Source organism: Vibrio sp. 10N.286.55.E10, assembly GCF_002872555.1.
In the GTDB taxonomy this organism is placed as follows: Bacteria; Pseudomonadota; Gammaproteobacteria; order Enterobacterales; family Vibrionaceae; genus Vibrio; species Vibrio crassostreae.
The window spans coordinates 156,690-172,130 of record NZ_MCSD01000059.1 but is presented as its reverse complement, the minus strand read 5'-3'; the positions used below and the strand labels follow the sequence as shown (position 1 = coordinate 172,130).

General features: G+C 43.7%; 15 protein-coding genes. 5 read left to right on the top strand and 10 right to left on the bottom strand.

The features are described 5' to 3' along the window. Nucleotides 1-100 precede the first annotated feature (100 nt). Nucleotides 101-2,035, top strand: a complete 1,935-nt coding sequence (locus BCV39_RS21045) for a RecQ family ATP-dependent DNA helicase (RefSeq protein WP_102432270.1) — start codon at nucleotides 101-103, stop codon at nucleotides 2,033-2,035. Between the two features lie 112 nt (nucleotides 2,036-2,147). On the opposite strand, the gene dinB is transcribed toward BCV39_RS21045, so the two are convergent. Beyond that, the gene (gene dinB, locus BCV39_RS21040; RefSeq protein WP_048657908.1) at nucleotides 2,148-3,224 is read right to left on the bottom strand and encodes a DNA polymerase IV; all 1,077 of its coding nucleotides are present in this window, start codon (nucleotides 3,222-3,224) and stop codon (nucleotides 2,148-2,150) included. A 164-nt stretch (nucleotides 3,225-3,388) separates the two neighbouring features. On the opposite strand from dinB, the gene BCV39_RS21035 reads away from it, so the two are divergent. Further along, nucleotides 3,389-4,627, top strand: a complete 1,239-nt coding sequence (locus tag BCV39_RS21035; RefSeq protein WP_048657907.1) for a response regulator — start codon at nucleotides 3,389-3,391, stop codon at nucleotides 4,625-4,627. Between the two features lie 135 nt (nucleotides 4,628-4,762). Here the strand turns inward: BCV39_RS21035 and nqrM are convergent, their stop codons facing one another. The 9 genes from nqrM to bolA all read right to left on the bottom strand — a co-directional run bounded on the left by nqrM (nucleotide 4,763) and on the right by bolA (nucleotide 12,882). Further along, nucleotides 4,763-5,017: a (Na+)-NQR maturation NqrM gene (gene nqrM, locus BCV39_RS21030; RefSeq protein ID WP_009848378.1), complete on the bottom strand. Its 255-nt coding sequence runs from the start codon at nucleotides 5,015-5,017 to the stop codon at nucleotides 4,763-4,765. Nucleotides 5,018-5,033: 16 nt separating this feature from the next. After that, the gene (locus tag BCV39_RS21025; protein ID WP_048657906.1) at nucleotides 5,034-6,038 is read right to left on the bottom strand and encodes an FAD:protein FMN transferase; all 1,005 of its coding nucleotides are present in this window, start codon (nucleotides 6,036-6,038) and stop codon (nucleotides 5,034-5,036) included. A gap of 174 nt (nucleotides 6,039-6,212) precedes the next feature. Next, nucleotides 6,213-7,439: an NADH:ubiquinone reductase (Na(+)-transporting) subunit F gene (gene nqrF / locus BCV39_RS21020; protein WP_017631923.1), complete on the bottom strand. Its 1,227-nt coding sequence runs from the start codon at nucleotides 7,437-7,439 to the stop codon at nucleotides 6,213-6,215. Between the two features lie 29 nt (nucleotides 7,440-7,468). Then, a complete protein-coding gene (nqrE, locus tag BCV39_RS21015; RefSeq protein WP_009848375.1) occupies nucleotides 7,469-8,065 on the bottom strand; it encodes an NADH:ubiquinone reductase (Na(+)-transporting) subunit E in 597 nt (198 codons plus the stop codon). A gap of 7 nt (nucleotides 8,066-8,072) precedes the next feature. Then, nucleotides 8,073-8,705 (bottom strand): NADH:ubiquinone reductase (Na(+)-transporting) subunit D, encoded by a 633-nt coding sequence (locus tag BCV39_RS21010; protein ID WP_008223083.1) that lies wholly within the window; start codon nucleotides 8,703-8,705, stop codon nucleotides 8,073-8,075. Then, nucleotides 8,705-9,472 carry a Na(+)-translocating NADH-quinone reductase subunit C gene (locus tag BCV39_RS21005; protein ID WP_004735209.1) on the bottom strand — a complete coding sequence of 256 codons (768 nt, stop codon included), beginning with the start codon at nucleotides 9,470-9,472 and terminating at the stop codon, nucleotides 8,705-8,707. The genes BCV39_RS21010 and BCV39_RS21005 overlap by 1 nt, the downstream gene beginning before the upstream one ends. Continuing rightward, the gene (locus BCV39_RS21000) at nucleotides 9,462-10,706 is read right to left on the bottom strand and encodes an NADH:ubiquinone reductase (Na(+)-transporting) subunit B (protein ID WP_017067139.1); all 1,245 of its coding nucleotides are present in this window, start codon (nucleotides 10,704-10,706) and stop codon (nucleotides 9,462-9,464) included. Before BCV39_RS21000 ends, BCV39_RS21005 begins: the two co-directional genes overlap by 11 nt. Nucleotides 10,707-10,711: 5 nt before the next feature. Beyond that, nucleotides 10,712-12,052: a Na(+)-translocating NADH-quinone reductase subunit A gene (locus BCV39_RS20995; protein ID WP_048657905.1), complete on the bottom strand. Its 1,341-nt coding sequence runs from the start codon at nucleotides 12,050-12,052 to the stop codon at nucleotides 10,712-10,714. Between the two features lie 521 nt (nucleotides 12,053-12,573). Beyond that, entirely contained in the window at nucleotides 12,574-12,882 is a 309-nt protein-coding gene (gene bolA / locus BCV39_RS20990; RefSeq protein WP_017064186.1) for a transcriptional regulator BolA, read from the bottom strand. Nucleotides 12,883-13,056: 174 nt separating this feature from the next. On the opposite strand from bolA, the gene BCV39_RS20985 reads away from it, so the two are divergent. From BCV39_RS20985 to BCV39_RS20975, 3 genes are all read left to right on the top strand, one after another. Continuing rightward, entirely contained in the window at nucleotides 13,057-14,208 is a 1,152-nt protein-coding gene (locus tag BCV39_RS20985; RefSeq protein ID WP_048607983.1) for a methyltransferase, read from the top strand. Nucleotides 14,209-14,274: 66 nt separating this feature from the next. Beyond that, nucleotides 14,275-14,844 carry a YajG family lipoprotein gene (locus tag BCV39_RS20980; RefSeq protein ID WP_102432269.1) on the top strand — a complete coding sequence of 190 codons (570 nt, stop codon included), beginning with the start codon at nucleotides 14,275-14,277 and terminating at the stop codon, nucleotides 14,842-14,844. After that, nucleotides 14,844-15,398, top strand: a complete 555-nt coding sequence (locus tag BCV39_RS20975; protein ID WP_102432268.1) for a peptidylprolyl isomerase — start codon at nucleotides 14,844-14,846, stop codon at nucleotides 15,396-15,398. The genes BCV39_RS20980 and BCV39_RS20975 overlap by 1 nt, the downstream gene beginning before the upstream one ends. The last annotated feature ends 43 nt before the right edge of the window (nucleotides 15,399-15,441 follow it).

The window sequence follows — 15,441 nt, the reverse complement described above, 5'->3', positions numbered from 1 at the left end:
ACAATCAGGTGCAAGACATTTGATTCATCAAGCGACGCTATCATGAATAGGCGCCCGCTTTAGCATCAATACGACACTTAATAACTCAGGTAGAACATAAATGATTGAGCAGAAACTAAAACAAGTATTCGGATTCGACTCACTGCGTAATGGACAAAAGCAAGTCATTGATAATGTTCTATCTGGTCACTCAACTGCGGCCATATTTCCTACAGGCTCAGGTAAATCTCTGTGTTATCAATTACCAGCATTAGAATTGCCGCACTTAACCTTAGTGATATCACCGCTGTTAGCCTTGATGAAAGACCAACTCGCTTTCCTGCACAGTAAAGGCATTAGCGCAGCTGCCATCGAATCAAGCCAAGACAGACAAACCACACAACAGGTCATGCAGTCGGTACGTAACGGTGACACAAAGATCCTCATGATCTCAGTTGAGCGCTTGAAGAACGAGCGCTTTCGTCAGTTTATCTCTCAAGTGCCGATCTCACTGCTTGTGGTCGATGAAGCGCACTGTATTTCAGAATGGGGACACAACTTCAGACCAGATTACCTGAAGCTTCCTCAATACCAGAAACAGCTCAATATTCCTCAAGTACTGTTACTGACAGCAACCGCGACGACATCTGTTATCCAAGATATGAAGTCGAAGTTTGAAATTGATGAGGAACGCGTTGTGGTTACGGGGTTCTATCGTCAAAACCTCGACCTGTCGATTCAACCTTGCGAACAAACCAGCAAGCTAGAAACCTTGAGCAATGTCGTCAACCAAGCTTCTCTCGCTCCGACTATTGTTTATGTCACCCTTCAACAAACAGCAGAGATGGTGGCTCAGCAACTTCGAAACGCTGGCGTTAATGCCGTGGCTTACCATGCGGGTCTTAAGCCTGAAAACCGAGATGCAATTCAACATCAATTCATGAATGATGAAGTGAGCTGTATCGTGGCAACCATTGCGTTTGGTATGGGCGTAGATAAGTCCAACATTCGCCGAGTGATTCACTTTGATTTACCAAAATCGATCGAGAACTACTCACAAGAGATCGGCAGAGCGGGACGAGATGGACAAGCTTCTGAGTGTATATTGCTCGCGAACAAACACGGCTTGAGCACACTAGAGAACTTTGTATTTGGCGATACTCCAGACAACATATCGATCCAGGCAGTATTAAAAGAGATCTACGAAAATCAAAACATTGGCGCTTCTGGTTGGAACCAATGGGAGATCATGCTTAACCAACTATCACGTGAATCCAACATTCGTCAGTTACCGCTAAAAACACTGCTGGTGTATCTCGAAATTGAAGGTGTGATTGAGCCGAAGTACAGCTACTTCGCAGACTACAAATTTAAGTTCATTCGCCCGAAACAGCAAATCACCGAACAGTTCCAAAGTGAACGTCGTCAATTTGTCGAAGCGATTTTCCAATGCTCTCCTCAGGCAAGAGTGTGGTGCCAAGTCGACTTCGATGCGCTTTGGACTCATTTCCAAGCTGATCGTCAGCGCGTGATTGCGGCTATCGACTACTTCAATGAACAAGGTTGGATTGAACTGGAAAGCAAGCAGATCACAGATGTCTATGCGATTCACAATACCTCAGAAGATATGATGCAGCTGTCAGAGCGTCTAACTGAGTTGTTTAAGGTAAAAGAGAACAGTGAAATCAATCGTCTTAATCAGATGCTGAGCTTCTTTGAAGCCGACACCTGCCTAAGCTCGCGCCTTGCAAGTTACTTTGCCGATGATAAGGCGCCAGCAAACTGCGGTCATTGCTCTGTATGTCGAGGAGAAGTGGCAATCTTACCAACCGTTGATGTTGAACCTGTCGATGATGAGACGGTGATGACATGGATACATGAGTTTATTTCGACTAGCCAACAACTGATTACCGACGAGGCAATTACTCGCTTCTTATGTGGAATCGCTACCCCGCTTTCAACCAAACTCAAAGCCAGCAAAATGGTTGGTTACGGCAAGCTAGAGCAGCAACCGTTCAGTGATACCTTAGCGCGAGTTAAACAGCTTCCTAGATAAGCCAACTTCCATACTTAGGTAAAAACCGATTAGGCTGTGAAGTCTAGTCGGTATTCAAATACCAACAACACTTTCAACAACATTTCTAAGCCGAACCTCTCAGAGCCTTTCCCTAAAAGAAACTCAACTGACGCATTTGGTCTTTGGGTTGCAGCATTACGCTTAAACCAAGCAGACGTATCTCTCGCCCCTGTTGTCTTTTCAGTATTTCACTTAGCAGTTCTTTGAAGTGTTCACGATCTAAAGAGGCGTGGATATGTTCAATCGTGGTTTGCTGAAAGTCGGCGAACTTGAGTTTGATTCCCTGCTTGATGATCGCTTTAGTTGGGCTGGCTTTTTCTAAGCGAGTTTCGAGCTCAGGAAATAGCTTGTCTTCGATTACCTGCCAACATTCAGCGTAAGTTGAAATATTTTGAGTGAAGGTGCGCTCTACGCCTACCGATTTTCGCTCGCGCTCGATGATAACTTCTCGATCATCAATGCCATGACTGCGCTTCCAGAGTGATGCACCTTGACGGCCAAACTTGAGTAGGAGGTCTCGATAGTCAGACTCTTTAATATCCTTACAAGTAAAGAAACCTGCTTGATGCAGCTTTTCAATGCTCACCTTGCCGACACCGGGAATCTTTTCTAGTGGCAACTCATCAATCACTGATTGTACGTCTTGTGGAGGGATAACAAACTGACCATTGGGCTTATTCAGATCCGAGGCAACTTTGGCTAAGAACTTGATCGGGGCAATGCCAGCCGAAGCGGTCAGGTTGAGTTCATTCCAGATATCACGGCGAATCGACTCAGCAATAAGTGTTGCTGAACCATGACACTGCGTAGAATCGGTGACATCAAGAAACGCTTCATCTAAGGAAAGAGGCTCTATGACAGACGTGTATCGAGAGAAGATTTCACGGATCTTTTTAGATATCTCGACATAGACCGACATTCTTCCCGGCACAACCAATAGATTAGGACAAAGCTGTAGCGCTTTTCCGGTCGGCATTGCAGAGCGAACACCAAACTTGCGGGCTTCATAATTACATGTGCTCAAAACACCGCGTTGCTTCTCATGCCCACCAACAGCTAACGGGCGATTTCGGTAAGCTGGGTTATCACGCATTTCTACAGCCGCATAAAAACAATCCATATCGACATGAATTATTTTTCTTATTTTCTCTTCGCCTGCGCTACACATCTAGGAATGACTCGACCTTACAACTGTATCAATAAACAGTATAATCCAAATTTTATCAGATTTAAAACGATCTCGAGTCCAGCTAAAAAGGTTTCGCTTCAATAGTCATAAGCTCTTCTGATACTATTGTTAACGAGTATTTAGTCTATAAGTAGGGATCGCTTGTGAGTGAAAAAATACTAGTGGTGGAAGATAGCCGAGCATTCCGCAACTACCTGTACCAACAGCTTAAAAATAGCGGTTATGAGGTCGCACTTGCTGAATCTATTGCAGAAGCAAAAAACATCTTGGAACAAGAGACGGATTTCTTATGTGCCGTATTAGATTACTGCTTACCTGACGGGCAAGACGGTGAGATCATTGATCTCGTATTAGGCTATCAACAGAAAATAATTGTTCTTACCGGGATGTTCGACAATCAACTGCGAGAGCAAGTCCTAGCAAAAGGCGTTATTGACTACATACTTAAAGACAGTATGTCATCAGTAAGCTACCTACTCCCTCTGGTTCAAAGAATTTCGAATAATCGCCACCACAAAGCATTGGTTGTCGATGATTCAGCGGTTGTTCGCCGTTACATAGCTCAACTTCTAGAACACCAATATATCCAAACTATCCAAGCCGAAGACGGCGAACAAGCATTAAAGCTTCTTCATAACGATCCCGATATTACATTCGTTGTTACAGACCATGATATGCCGAACAAAGACGGTATAGCGATGATCCGTGAAATTCGACGCGATCACGATAGAAACCAGTTGGCTATTTTAGGGCTATCAGGTAGCGATGACCGCACCATGACAGCGCGATTCCTTAAAGCGGGTGCTAACGATTTCCTTTACAAGCCTTTTAACCAAGAAGAGTTTTTCTGCCGTATCCATCAACTGCTTGATATGAAAGAAGCGGCCAATGAGCTATTTCGACATGCCAACGAGGATGCTCTTACTGGCTTATGGAATCGTCGCTACCTGTTTAATCATCCTTGTAAGGGCTGCGATCAACGAAACATCGCGATGATGGATATCGACTTCTTTAAGAAAGTGAATGATACCTTTGGCCACGATGGTGGTGATGCCGTGCTGATCGATGTAGGGAAAATCATCAAAGATCATTTCAAAGACGATGTCGCTGTGCGCTTCGGTGGTGAAGAGTTTTGTATTCAGTCATGCGGTGCATTTGAGAGCTTTGTTGACAACTTAGAGTCCATGAGAGAAGCCATTGAAAGCCATGTTGTTGAGCATGACTCTCAAAGAATCAAGGTCAGTATTAGCATCGGCGTAACCGATTTAGACGCCAAGTTAGATGAGCAGATCAAAGCCGCTGATGAGCTTCTTTATACGGCAAAAGAGCAAGGTAGGAATCAGCTAGTGTTTGCGCGTAACAGCATGCAAATCGAACAATAGTCATTCGTTTTTGTTTCCATCGTTAATCTGCCAAGATAAATGACTAAGCCTCAAAACCAAAAAAGCTCAAGATGATAATCTTGAGCTTTTCAATTTAAGGGCATAGATAACTCTACCCCTTATGACTGTCACCCATTAAGCGATACGGTCTTTACTCCAAGCCGCTTCTTTTTGTTGGCGCTCAGCCAGCTTCTCTTCACGGTAAGCTTCACGTGCTTCACGCTTCTTACGCGCGTCGCAAGGTTCAGGGCAGTTACATACTTTATCAATACCAACAGCACCTAAGCCACCACAGCTACCTTTCACAACTTTCTTTTGGATAATGTAGCCAATTGACATCGCTGCGATTACTGCAAGAAAAACACCAAATGTAATCAGAAATGTATTCATAATTATCTCGCTTACCTTATTTACCTAAGTATGGCTTAAATGCTTCAGAAGCAATTTCTTTAAAGCCATCTGCTGTTTTTACCACCATGAACACTGGGATGTTATGCTGGTTTGCGACTTCCATTCCTTTTTCCTCACCTAAGACCATAAGGCCAGTAGATAAGCCGTCTGCAGTCATTGAAGACGGGTTTAAAACAGTCACAGAAACCACTTTATGATGAAGAGGCTTTCCTGTTTCTGGGTTGATGATGTGTGAGTAACGAACACCATCACGCTCAAAATAGTTGCGGTAGTCACCAGACGTTGCGATCGCCATATCACCAGGCTCGATGATCTCTTGGATGTTACGTTCGTCAATACTTGGCTTTTCGATGGCAATACGCCAGCCTACACTTTCACGGTTTAGGCCTTTCAAACGGATTTCACCGCCTACTTCTACCATGTAGTTGTGAATACCAATTGAATCAAGGTAATCGGCAACAACATCAACGCCCCAACCTTTTGCAATAGTTGACAGGTCGACATACAAATTAGGCAAGTCTTTAGTTAGCTTGTTGCCTTCAACGCTCAAGTGGTGAATACCAACCTTAGCTTTACGAGCAGCAAGTTCTTCATCTGATGGAACGACTTCCGGACGCGCTTCAGGACCAAAACCCCAAAGATTAACCAATGGGCCAACCGTAACATCCAACGCACCTTCAGTAAGACCGTTCAAACGAATGGCTTCTTTCACAACGATAGCAGTTTGTTCAGATACTTCGAATGCGTCCGCACCTTTGTGTTGATTGAAACGGCTCAGCTCTGAATCTTCACGGTAAGTCGACATTTGATCATTCACTTCTTCAAGTAGACGATCGATCTCAGTATGAACTTCATTAGATTCAGGAAATTCATCACCATTGATATATTTAATATTGTAACTGGTACCCATTGTTGGGCCACTTAAATGCACTTGCTCTCTTGCCTGATCACAGCCCGCAAGAAAAATCAAAGAAGTTAATGCAACAAGCCAAATTCTCACTTGCTTACTCCTGTCTAATGTTAAGGATTTATATAAGGAAAAATAAGAGTAAAAAATAGGTATTTTGAATGCCTTACTCTTTCTTATATAAGCCAGTATGTTGTCAAAAATAGTCTTAGAAAAACAAATGGCTGACTCGTGAGAGTCAGCCATAATATCAATCACTTAAATGGATTAACCACCGAAGTCATCTAGTAGGATGTTTTCATCTTCTACACCAAGATCTTTCAGCATGCCGATAACAGCCGCGTTCATCATTGGTGGACCACACATGTAGTACTCACAGTCTTCAGGAGCTTCGTGATCCTTCAGGTAGTTTTCGTACAATACGTTATGGATGAAACCTGTGTAACCGTCCCAGTTGTCCTCTGGTTGAGGATCAGACAGAGCACAGTGCCACACGAAGTTCTCGTTTGCAGCCGCTAGGCCATCGAAATCTTCAATGTAGAACATCTCACGCTTAGAACGTGCACCGTACCAGTAAGACATCTTACGAGTAGAGTTAAGACGCTTAAGTTGGTCGAAGATATGTGAACGCATTGGCGCCATACCTGCACCACCACCGATGAATACCATTTCATTGTCTGTGTCTTTAGCAAAGAACTCACCAAATGGACCAGAAATAGTACATTTGTCGCCTTCTTTAAGAGACCAGATGTATGAAGACATCACACCAGGAGCTACGTCAGGGTTGTTTGGCGGCGGAGTTGCGATACGCACGTTAAGCTTGATGATGCCTTTCTCTTCTGGGTATGAAGCCATAGAGTAAGCACGGATCGAGTGCTCTTTAACGATAGACTCGTAACGGAACAAGTTGAACTTATCCCAGTCACCACGGTATTCCTCAGGAATATCGTAATCTGCGTATTTCACGTGATGTGGTTCAGCTTCAATCTGAATGTAACCACCCGCGCGGAACGGAACTTCTTCACCTTCAGGGATCGCTAGAGCAAGTTCTTTGATGAAAGTAGCTTCGTTGTTATTCGAGATAACAGTACATTCCCACTTTTTAACACCAAAGATATCTTCGTCTAGTTCAATCTCCATGTCAGTTTTCATAGCAACTTGACATGCAAGACGTTCACCTTCGCGAGCTTCACCTTTTGTGATGTGATCAAGTTCAGTTGGAAGGATGTCGCCACCACCAGACTTAACTTTTACACGACACTGACCACAAGAGCCACCGCCACCACAAGCAGAAGATACGAAGATACCAGCGCCAGCTAGGGCACCAAGTAGCTTGCTACCAGGTTGAGTAACGATCGCCTTTTCAGGGTCGCCGTTTACAGCAATAGTGATGTCACCTGATGGTACTAGCTTAGACTTAGCGAAAAGAATCACTAGTACTAGAGCCAATACAATAATGGTAAACATCGCTACGCCAAGAATAATGCTTTGCATTTGTTATTCCTTATTACTGGGTGCTTACCCTACAGTTGAACACCAGAGAAAGACATAAAGCCTAACGCCATCAGACCAACAGTAATGAACGTGATACCAAGGCCACGAAGACCTGGAGGTACGTCAGAGTACTTCATCTTCTCACGGATACCCGCAAGAGCAACGATAGCTAACATCCAACCCACACCAGAACCGAAGCCGTAAACAACAGATTCCGCAAAGTTGTAGTCACGAGTTACCATGAAAGATACACCACCAAAGATTGCACAGTTAACTGTGATCAGTGGAAGGAAGATACCTAGTGCGTTGTACAAAGGTGGGAAGAAACGGTCTAGAACCATCTCTAGGATTTGTACAAGTGCCGCGATAACACCGATGAATGCGATGAAGTTAAGGAAACTTAAATCGACACCTTCAACAAGCGCGTTTTCTTTCAGGATGTGTGTGTAAACAAGGTTGTTTACAGGAACAGCGATTGTAAGTACTACAACTACCGCAACACCAAGACCAAAAGAAGTTTTAACTTTCTTAGATACCGCTAGGAATGTACACATACCTAGGAAGAAAGAAAGCGCCATGTTTTCGATGAAAATCGATTTAACTAGCAGACTAATATAATGTTCCATGACTACCTTACCCCTTCGCTTCTACTTGTTCTGGTTTGAACACACGAATTGCCCAAATCAAGAAACCAATTAGGAAGAATGCAGAAGGTGCTAGAAGCATCAAGCCATTTGGCTGATACCAACCACCGTTGCTCACTAGAGGTAGTACTTCCATACCAAATAGTTTGCCAGAGCCTAGAAGCTCACGGAAGAAACCAACAGTGATAAGAACGAAACCGTAACCAAGACCGTTACCAAGACCATCGATTAGAGATGGGATTGGCGCAGACTTCATTGCGAATGCTTCAGCACGACCCATTACAATACAGTTAGTAATGATTAGGCCTACGAATACAGATAGCTGCTTAGAGATATCGTATAGGTATGCTTTAAGCACTTGGTCTACCACGATTACTAATGATGCGATGATTGCCATCTGAACGATGATACGCACACTGTTAGGAATGTGGTTACGGATCAAAGAAACGAAGAAGTTAGACAGAGCAGTAACGAACATTACCGCGATAGTCATAACAAATGCTGTTTCTAGCTTAGTGGTTACCGCAAGAGCAGAACACACACCAAGAACCTGTAGCGCGATTGGGTTGTTGTCCAACACCGGCGCTAAGATGCTCTTTTTAATTTCTTTTGCACTAGACATTAGTTCAGACCTCCGTCACGAACTTTTGCTAGGAACGGACCAAAGCCCATATCACCTAACCAGAAGTCAAATGTATGTTGAACACCAACGCTAGTCAGTGTTGCACCAGAAAGGCCATCTACACCGTGCTCAGAACCTTGAGGAGCGCCACCTTTAACAACCTGAATAGCAGGTTTGTGGTTTTCGTCGAATAATTTCTTACCAACGAATTGAGCGCGCCAAGTTGGGTTCTCAACTTCACCACCAAGTCCAGGAGTTTCACCTTGCTCGTAGTAAGTGATACCAGAAACTGTGTTGCCATCAGTTTCTACCGCAACGAATGCGTACATCATTGACCATAGACCGTTACCGTGAACAGGGATGATAACTTTAGAAGTTTCAGCGCCATCTTTCACAAGGTATACAGTACCTGTGTTAGCACGACGAATGATCTTAGCGATGTCATCTTCAGCTGAAAGCTTAATTGACTGAGCTGGATCTTTTGCCGCTTTACGTTGGTCGTATGCAGCAGCATCGCCGTCAACGAAATCACCAGTAGCGAAATCAACTAGACGAGGTTCAATGTTCTCTGCGTACAGTGCTGGAATGTTACCCGCAAGTTCAATGCCCGCAACTTCAAGGATCTTAGTTTGCTGATCCAGAACCGCGTTAGCTTGTTGCTTAGGTTTAAGAACAACTGCAGCTGTTGAAACGATGATTGAGCACACTAAGCTCAATGCGATAACAACAAACAGCGTCTTTTTAATGCTATCGTTATTACTTGCCATAGCGCGCTAGTCTCCGCTTAATGTTCTTCTCGATTACAACGTGGTCAAACAGAGGAGCAAATAGGTTTGCGAATAGAATCGCAAGCATCATGCCTTCTGGGTATGCAGGGTTAACTACACGGATCATTACACACATTGCGCCGATTAGGATGCCGTACCACCACTTACCTTTGTTGGTAAATGAAGCTGATACTGGGTCAGTCGCCATGAAGAACATACCGAACGCGAAGCCACCAAGAACTAGGTGCCAGTGCCAAGGCATGCTGAACATTGCGTTAGTATCAGAACCGATCACGTTAAACAGCGTAGACACAGCAATCATACCGATCATTACACCAGCAATGATACGCCATGAAGCGATACGCATGTATACGATCATCGCAGCACCGATCATAAGTGCTAGAGTCGATACTTCACCGATAGAACCTGGGATGTTACCAATGAATGCGTCCATCCAAGTGATTGCTTCACCAGATGTTACGTTCATTAGTGCGCTACCGCCGCCTTGAGCCCATTGGCTAAGAGCAGTTGCACCAGAGAAACCGTCTGCAGCAGTCCAAACTACGTCACCTGAAATCTGTGCAGGGTATGCAAAGAATAGGAACGCACGGCCAGCAAGTGCAGGGTTCAGGAAGTTACGACCCGTACCACCGAAGATCTCTTTAGCGACTACAACACCGAAGGTAATACCTAGTGCTGCTTGCCATAGAGGAAGTGTTGGCGGAACGATAAGCGCAAATAAGATAGAAGTAACAAAGAAGCCTTCGTTTACTTCGTGCTTACGCACCATACAGAACAGAACTTCCCAGAAACCACCAACGATGAATACCGTTGCGTAGATAGGTAGGAAGTATGTCGCACCAAGTAGCATCTTGCTGCCAACACCTGCATCGGCTCCTAAGGAGGCGCCAAGCATTTCGGTTAGCCAGTAGTGCCAGTTACCACTGATAACAGATGCTAGTTCAGCGCCTGCGTACATATGGTTAAGTGCTGCGATAGCTTGGCCACCCGCGTTGTACATACCCCAGAACATTGCTGGGAATACCGCGAACCAAACCATGATCATGATACGTTTTAAATCAACGCTATCACGAACGTGCGAGCTTTTCTTTGTAATAAGACCTGGCGTGTAGAACACTGTCGCTGCTGCTTCGTAAAGCGCAAACCACTTCTCGTGTTTACCACCTGGCTCAAAATGATGCTCGATGTCTTCAAGAAACTTTTTAAGGCCCATGAAAATTACCCTTCCTTCTCAATCGTATCTAGGCATTCACGAAGTAGTTGACCGTACTCGTACTTACCTGGACATACAAAGGTACACAATGCTACATCTTCTTCGTCTAGCTCTAGCGCACCAAGTGCTTGAGCACTATCAATGTCGCCTGCACATAGATCACGAAGCAGCAATGTAGGTTCCATATCTAGAGGCATTACGCGCTCGTAGTTACCAATTGGAACCATTGAGCGGTCACTACCGTTTGTCGTCGTTGTCATGTTGAACAACTGACCTTTAAACAGGTGACCAAGGAATGAACGAGTAACAGAGAACTTGTTCTTACCAGGCATAGCCCAGCCGAATAGCTCTTTATCACGACCTTCACGTAGAACAGAAACTTGCTGATGGTAACGACCAAGGAAAGCATGTGGACCTGTTGCTTCAGTACCCGTAAGTACAGAACCAGAAATCACACGAACTTCGCCTGGCATTAACTCGCTGTCTGTCAACTCTTCAAGGCTAGCACCAATTTGAGTACGAACTAGACGTGGGTTGTTAACCACTGGACCAGCCAGAGAAACAACACGCTCAGAGTAAATCTCACCAGTAAGGAAAAGCTTACCGAATGCGATAACATCTTGGTAGTTAATGCTCCACGCTACATTTTGTGCATTTACCGGATATAGGTAATGCATATGCGTGCCTGCAAGACCTGCAGGGTGTGGGCCATCAAAAACATGTTCTTCAACGTTAGACTGAGCTGAACGAGGTAAGCTAGTACCTTTTTTACAAACGTACACTTTACCGTTAGTCAGAGTTGAAAGAAGATCTAAACCAGCAACGAAAGCATCAGACTGCTCGTTAATGATTAATTCTGGCTCAGCTGCTAGTGGATTAGTATCCATAGCAGTAACGAAAATAGCCTGAGTTTCAGAATCAACTGCTGGAACCTTGCTGAACGGACGAGTTCGCAAAGCGGTCCATGCGCCAGACTCAACTAACTGAGCTTTAACCGTTTCACGGTCAAGACTTGTTAGTTGGTTAGCTTCATAGCTATTGAACGTGATTTGCTCATTACCTGCTACTTCAATCACTACTGATTGAAGAACACGCTTAGCACCACGGTTCACTTCAATAACTTTACCGCTTGCTGGAGAAGTAAATACAACACCTGGGTTCTTTTTATCTGCAAAAAGAACTTGGCCTTTCTTCACTTCATCACCAACGCGAGCATGCATCGTAGGACGCATACCAACGTACTCTTCGCCAAGCAAGGCGACTTTAGTGATGGACTTACCATCATTAATCACCTGGGATGGAGTTCCTGCGATAGGAAGATCCAAACCCTTCTTTATTGTAATCATACGCACTTGCACTACTTTATCGGGAAAAAGATTCTTTTAATTGCGTAAATTCGGGACGTTTTAAAATCGCCCTTAGACACGACATTACAGTGTCCGGTTTTGATATATTTGAGATACCAAAATCGCAACATTACATTAATAAACTCATCACAAAGATTATGTGAGATTTATCAGGTGCCGTATTCTAGCATTTTTTGACAACTTGATGCCATGACCAATAACTTGAATACGGCCTTTATTTGGTGAGATTTGAAGCATATGGACTCTCAAATATGTATAAATTTGACGAGCCGCACAGATAAAATGGCTTTTGAAACGTGTTTTAAACAAGAGATTAATACTCTGTCACAAACTAATATTTTACGAGTTATGTTGAAACACTGTTAATAAAAACATTACTCATTGTAGGTATTTTCAGCCGTTCGATTTACCATCAGTTTGAGTGATATAACAACGAAAAACAGATGAATTTGACGACAAAAAAGGCGGCATCGCCACCTCTTCTATATTCGTAAGCTTTCTTACTTACCGCCGCCCATACACATCGGGCTATCTGGCACGTTATCTAGCTGCTTCATCCATTCATCTTTTGTATAAGTGTGAATGGACAATGCATGAATATTGTTCGCCAGCTCTTCTGAAAGGGCTTTATTTACCGCTCGATGACGAGCAATAAGACGCAAACCTTCAAACACATCGCTGACAACAATCACTTTGAAATGACTCTCAGAACCAGCCGGAACATTGTGCATATAGCTCTCATTGACCACGTTTAAATGACTTGGTGAAAACTCATTGTGCAATTTTGTTTCGATAACTTCTTGGATCATTGTGATTCCTTAATAACGTATTGGCATTATCCGTGGGGTGAGTATAAACCCTAACAGGTCGAGTGTCTGAGTATTTCATAGCGAATGGCATAGGTTTGGTTGAGTTTTTTCTATCTTGTTCAGCCTGCATTTGAGACAATATCTTTGTTATTTCTTACATAAGTATCTCAAGCAATGAAAACCGAACTTACTCTTCACGACAGAACTTTGACCTTACATCGTTTCCCTAAACGTTCAAATGAAACCCTTCAAGCTTGGGATGCAGGCGACGAATACCTGATCAGTCATGTTGAAGAGATGAACCTTGAACCAGGTAAACACATCCTGATCATGAACGACAGCTTCGGTGCTCTATCGACTTGGTTCTCGAAAGATCATGATGTCACTATGATGAGCGACTCATTTATCTCTCACCGTGGTGCTCTGAAAAACTTGCAGCGTAATCAAAGTAACCGAGTGAACTTCTTGAACACAATGGATGATATCCCACACGGTATCGATCTTGTGATCATGCAGCTGCCGAAAACAAATCGTCACCTAATCTGGCAATTGAGTCAGCTACGCCAAGCTTTGCCGGAAGGCTGCCAAGTGATCGGTGTCAACAAGGTAAAAGAGATTCACACTTCTACGCTTAACCTGTTCGAGAAGTACCTAGGCGAAACCAAAACATCACTAGCGAAGAAAAAACACCGCTTAGTATTCTCGTCTCCAAACTGCCAGCCAATTCAAACGGTAGAGCCTTTTGTTGAATGGGATGTGGACGGTGAAGATATCCGCCTGAAAAATTTACCAAATGTTTACTCAGGGGAAGCACTCGATCAAGGCGCTCGCTATATGCTAGAGCACATCCCTCAAGATCCTGAGCTGCGTCATATCATCGACCTAGGCTGTGGCAACGGTGTATTGAGTGTAAAAGCTGGGCAATTGAACCCACAAGCTCGTATCACTTGTGTGGATGAAAGCTTTATGGCAGTGGAATCAGCACGCCAAAACGTCAAGGATAACCTTGGTGAAGAAGGTAACTTCCAGTTCATCGCCAACAACTGTTTAGATGGCTTCAAGAAAAACAGCACCTACTTAGTGATGTGTAATCCTCCATTCCATCAGCAACAAGCGATTACGGATCACATTGCGTGGCAAATGTTCTGTGATGCAAAGCATGTTCTAAGCAATGGAGGCAAATTAATTGTTATTGGCAACCGACACCTCGGATACGATGTCAAACTAGCAAGACTATTTGGTGAAGCTAACGTTGAAACGCTTGAACTAAACCAAAAATTTGAGATATTACAAGCAACAAGAGAACCTGCGAATTTTAATAAATAAGCAGAAACGACTTCACAAGAATTTAAGATACCGAGCTTCTGGTGTGAATTTAGAAAGGATAAAGGAATGAAAAAACTGATTTTGGCTGCTTCTATTATGGCTTTGACAGCATGTTCAGCCCCTCAGCAAGAACAGATCAATGTAATGCCAGAAGCTTCACTAAGCTCAAGCAACCTTGTACAAGGTAAAACATACACACTAACCAGTAAAGATGTTCGTGCCGCTCAATATGTTGCATTGGTTGATAGTGGCCGTTCAAACATTCAGCCAATTCATGCTAAGCAAAACATGCGTATTTCTCTAGAAAACGCTGTGGCTCAACAGTTAGAGTCTCAAGGTTTTCGTGCAAGCGTAAACAGTGAAAACTCAATTGTTTTAGAAATTCAAGAAGCACTCGTTACCGTAGAACACACCATTATGGAAAACAAAATGGACGGTAAAGTAACGCTTGAAGTTACCGTTGAAACACCGGAAGGTAAGCTCGTTAAAACATTCAACGGTACTGCTACTCGCACAGGAGCATTAAGCGCTTCAAACGATGATATCGCGATAGTGCTTAACGATGTAATCAACTTGGTATTGAAAGAGATTGCCAATGACCAAGAGCTACAAACTTACATGAAGGAACGTTTCTAATGGGTCGCATTCTATCTTTTATTGCATTAATGCTAGTGAGCGTGAGCGTGAGCGTTTGGGCTGGTCCTAAAGTGAACGTAGAAACAACATTAGGCGACTTCACTATCGAGCTTAACCAAGAGCAAGCACCAGTTAGTGCTGAGAACTTTTTAAAGTACGTTGCTGACGGCAGCTACGAAGGTACTATCTTCCACCGTGTTATTCCTGGCTTTATGGCGCAAGGTGGCGGCTTCGATCAAGAGATGAATCAACAAGCGACTTATGCTCCTATCAAAAATGAAGGCAGCAACGGCCTAAAGAATGATACAGCAACGATCGCTATGGCTCGCACTAATGCGCCAGATTCTGCAACTCGCCAGTTCTTCATTAACTTCTCTGATAATGATTTTTTGAACGCAAAAGGTGGTAACCCAGGTTACGCAGTATTCGGCAAAGTAACTGAAGGTTTTGATGTTGTACAAAAAATGGCAACAATTCCAACTAAACGAATGGGCCGCATGTCAGACATTCCAGTCGACCCAATCGTCATCACTAAAGTGACCCTTCTTAAGTAATCCAATGCAACGCCCTTATTTCTTAAGGGCGTTTTTCTATACA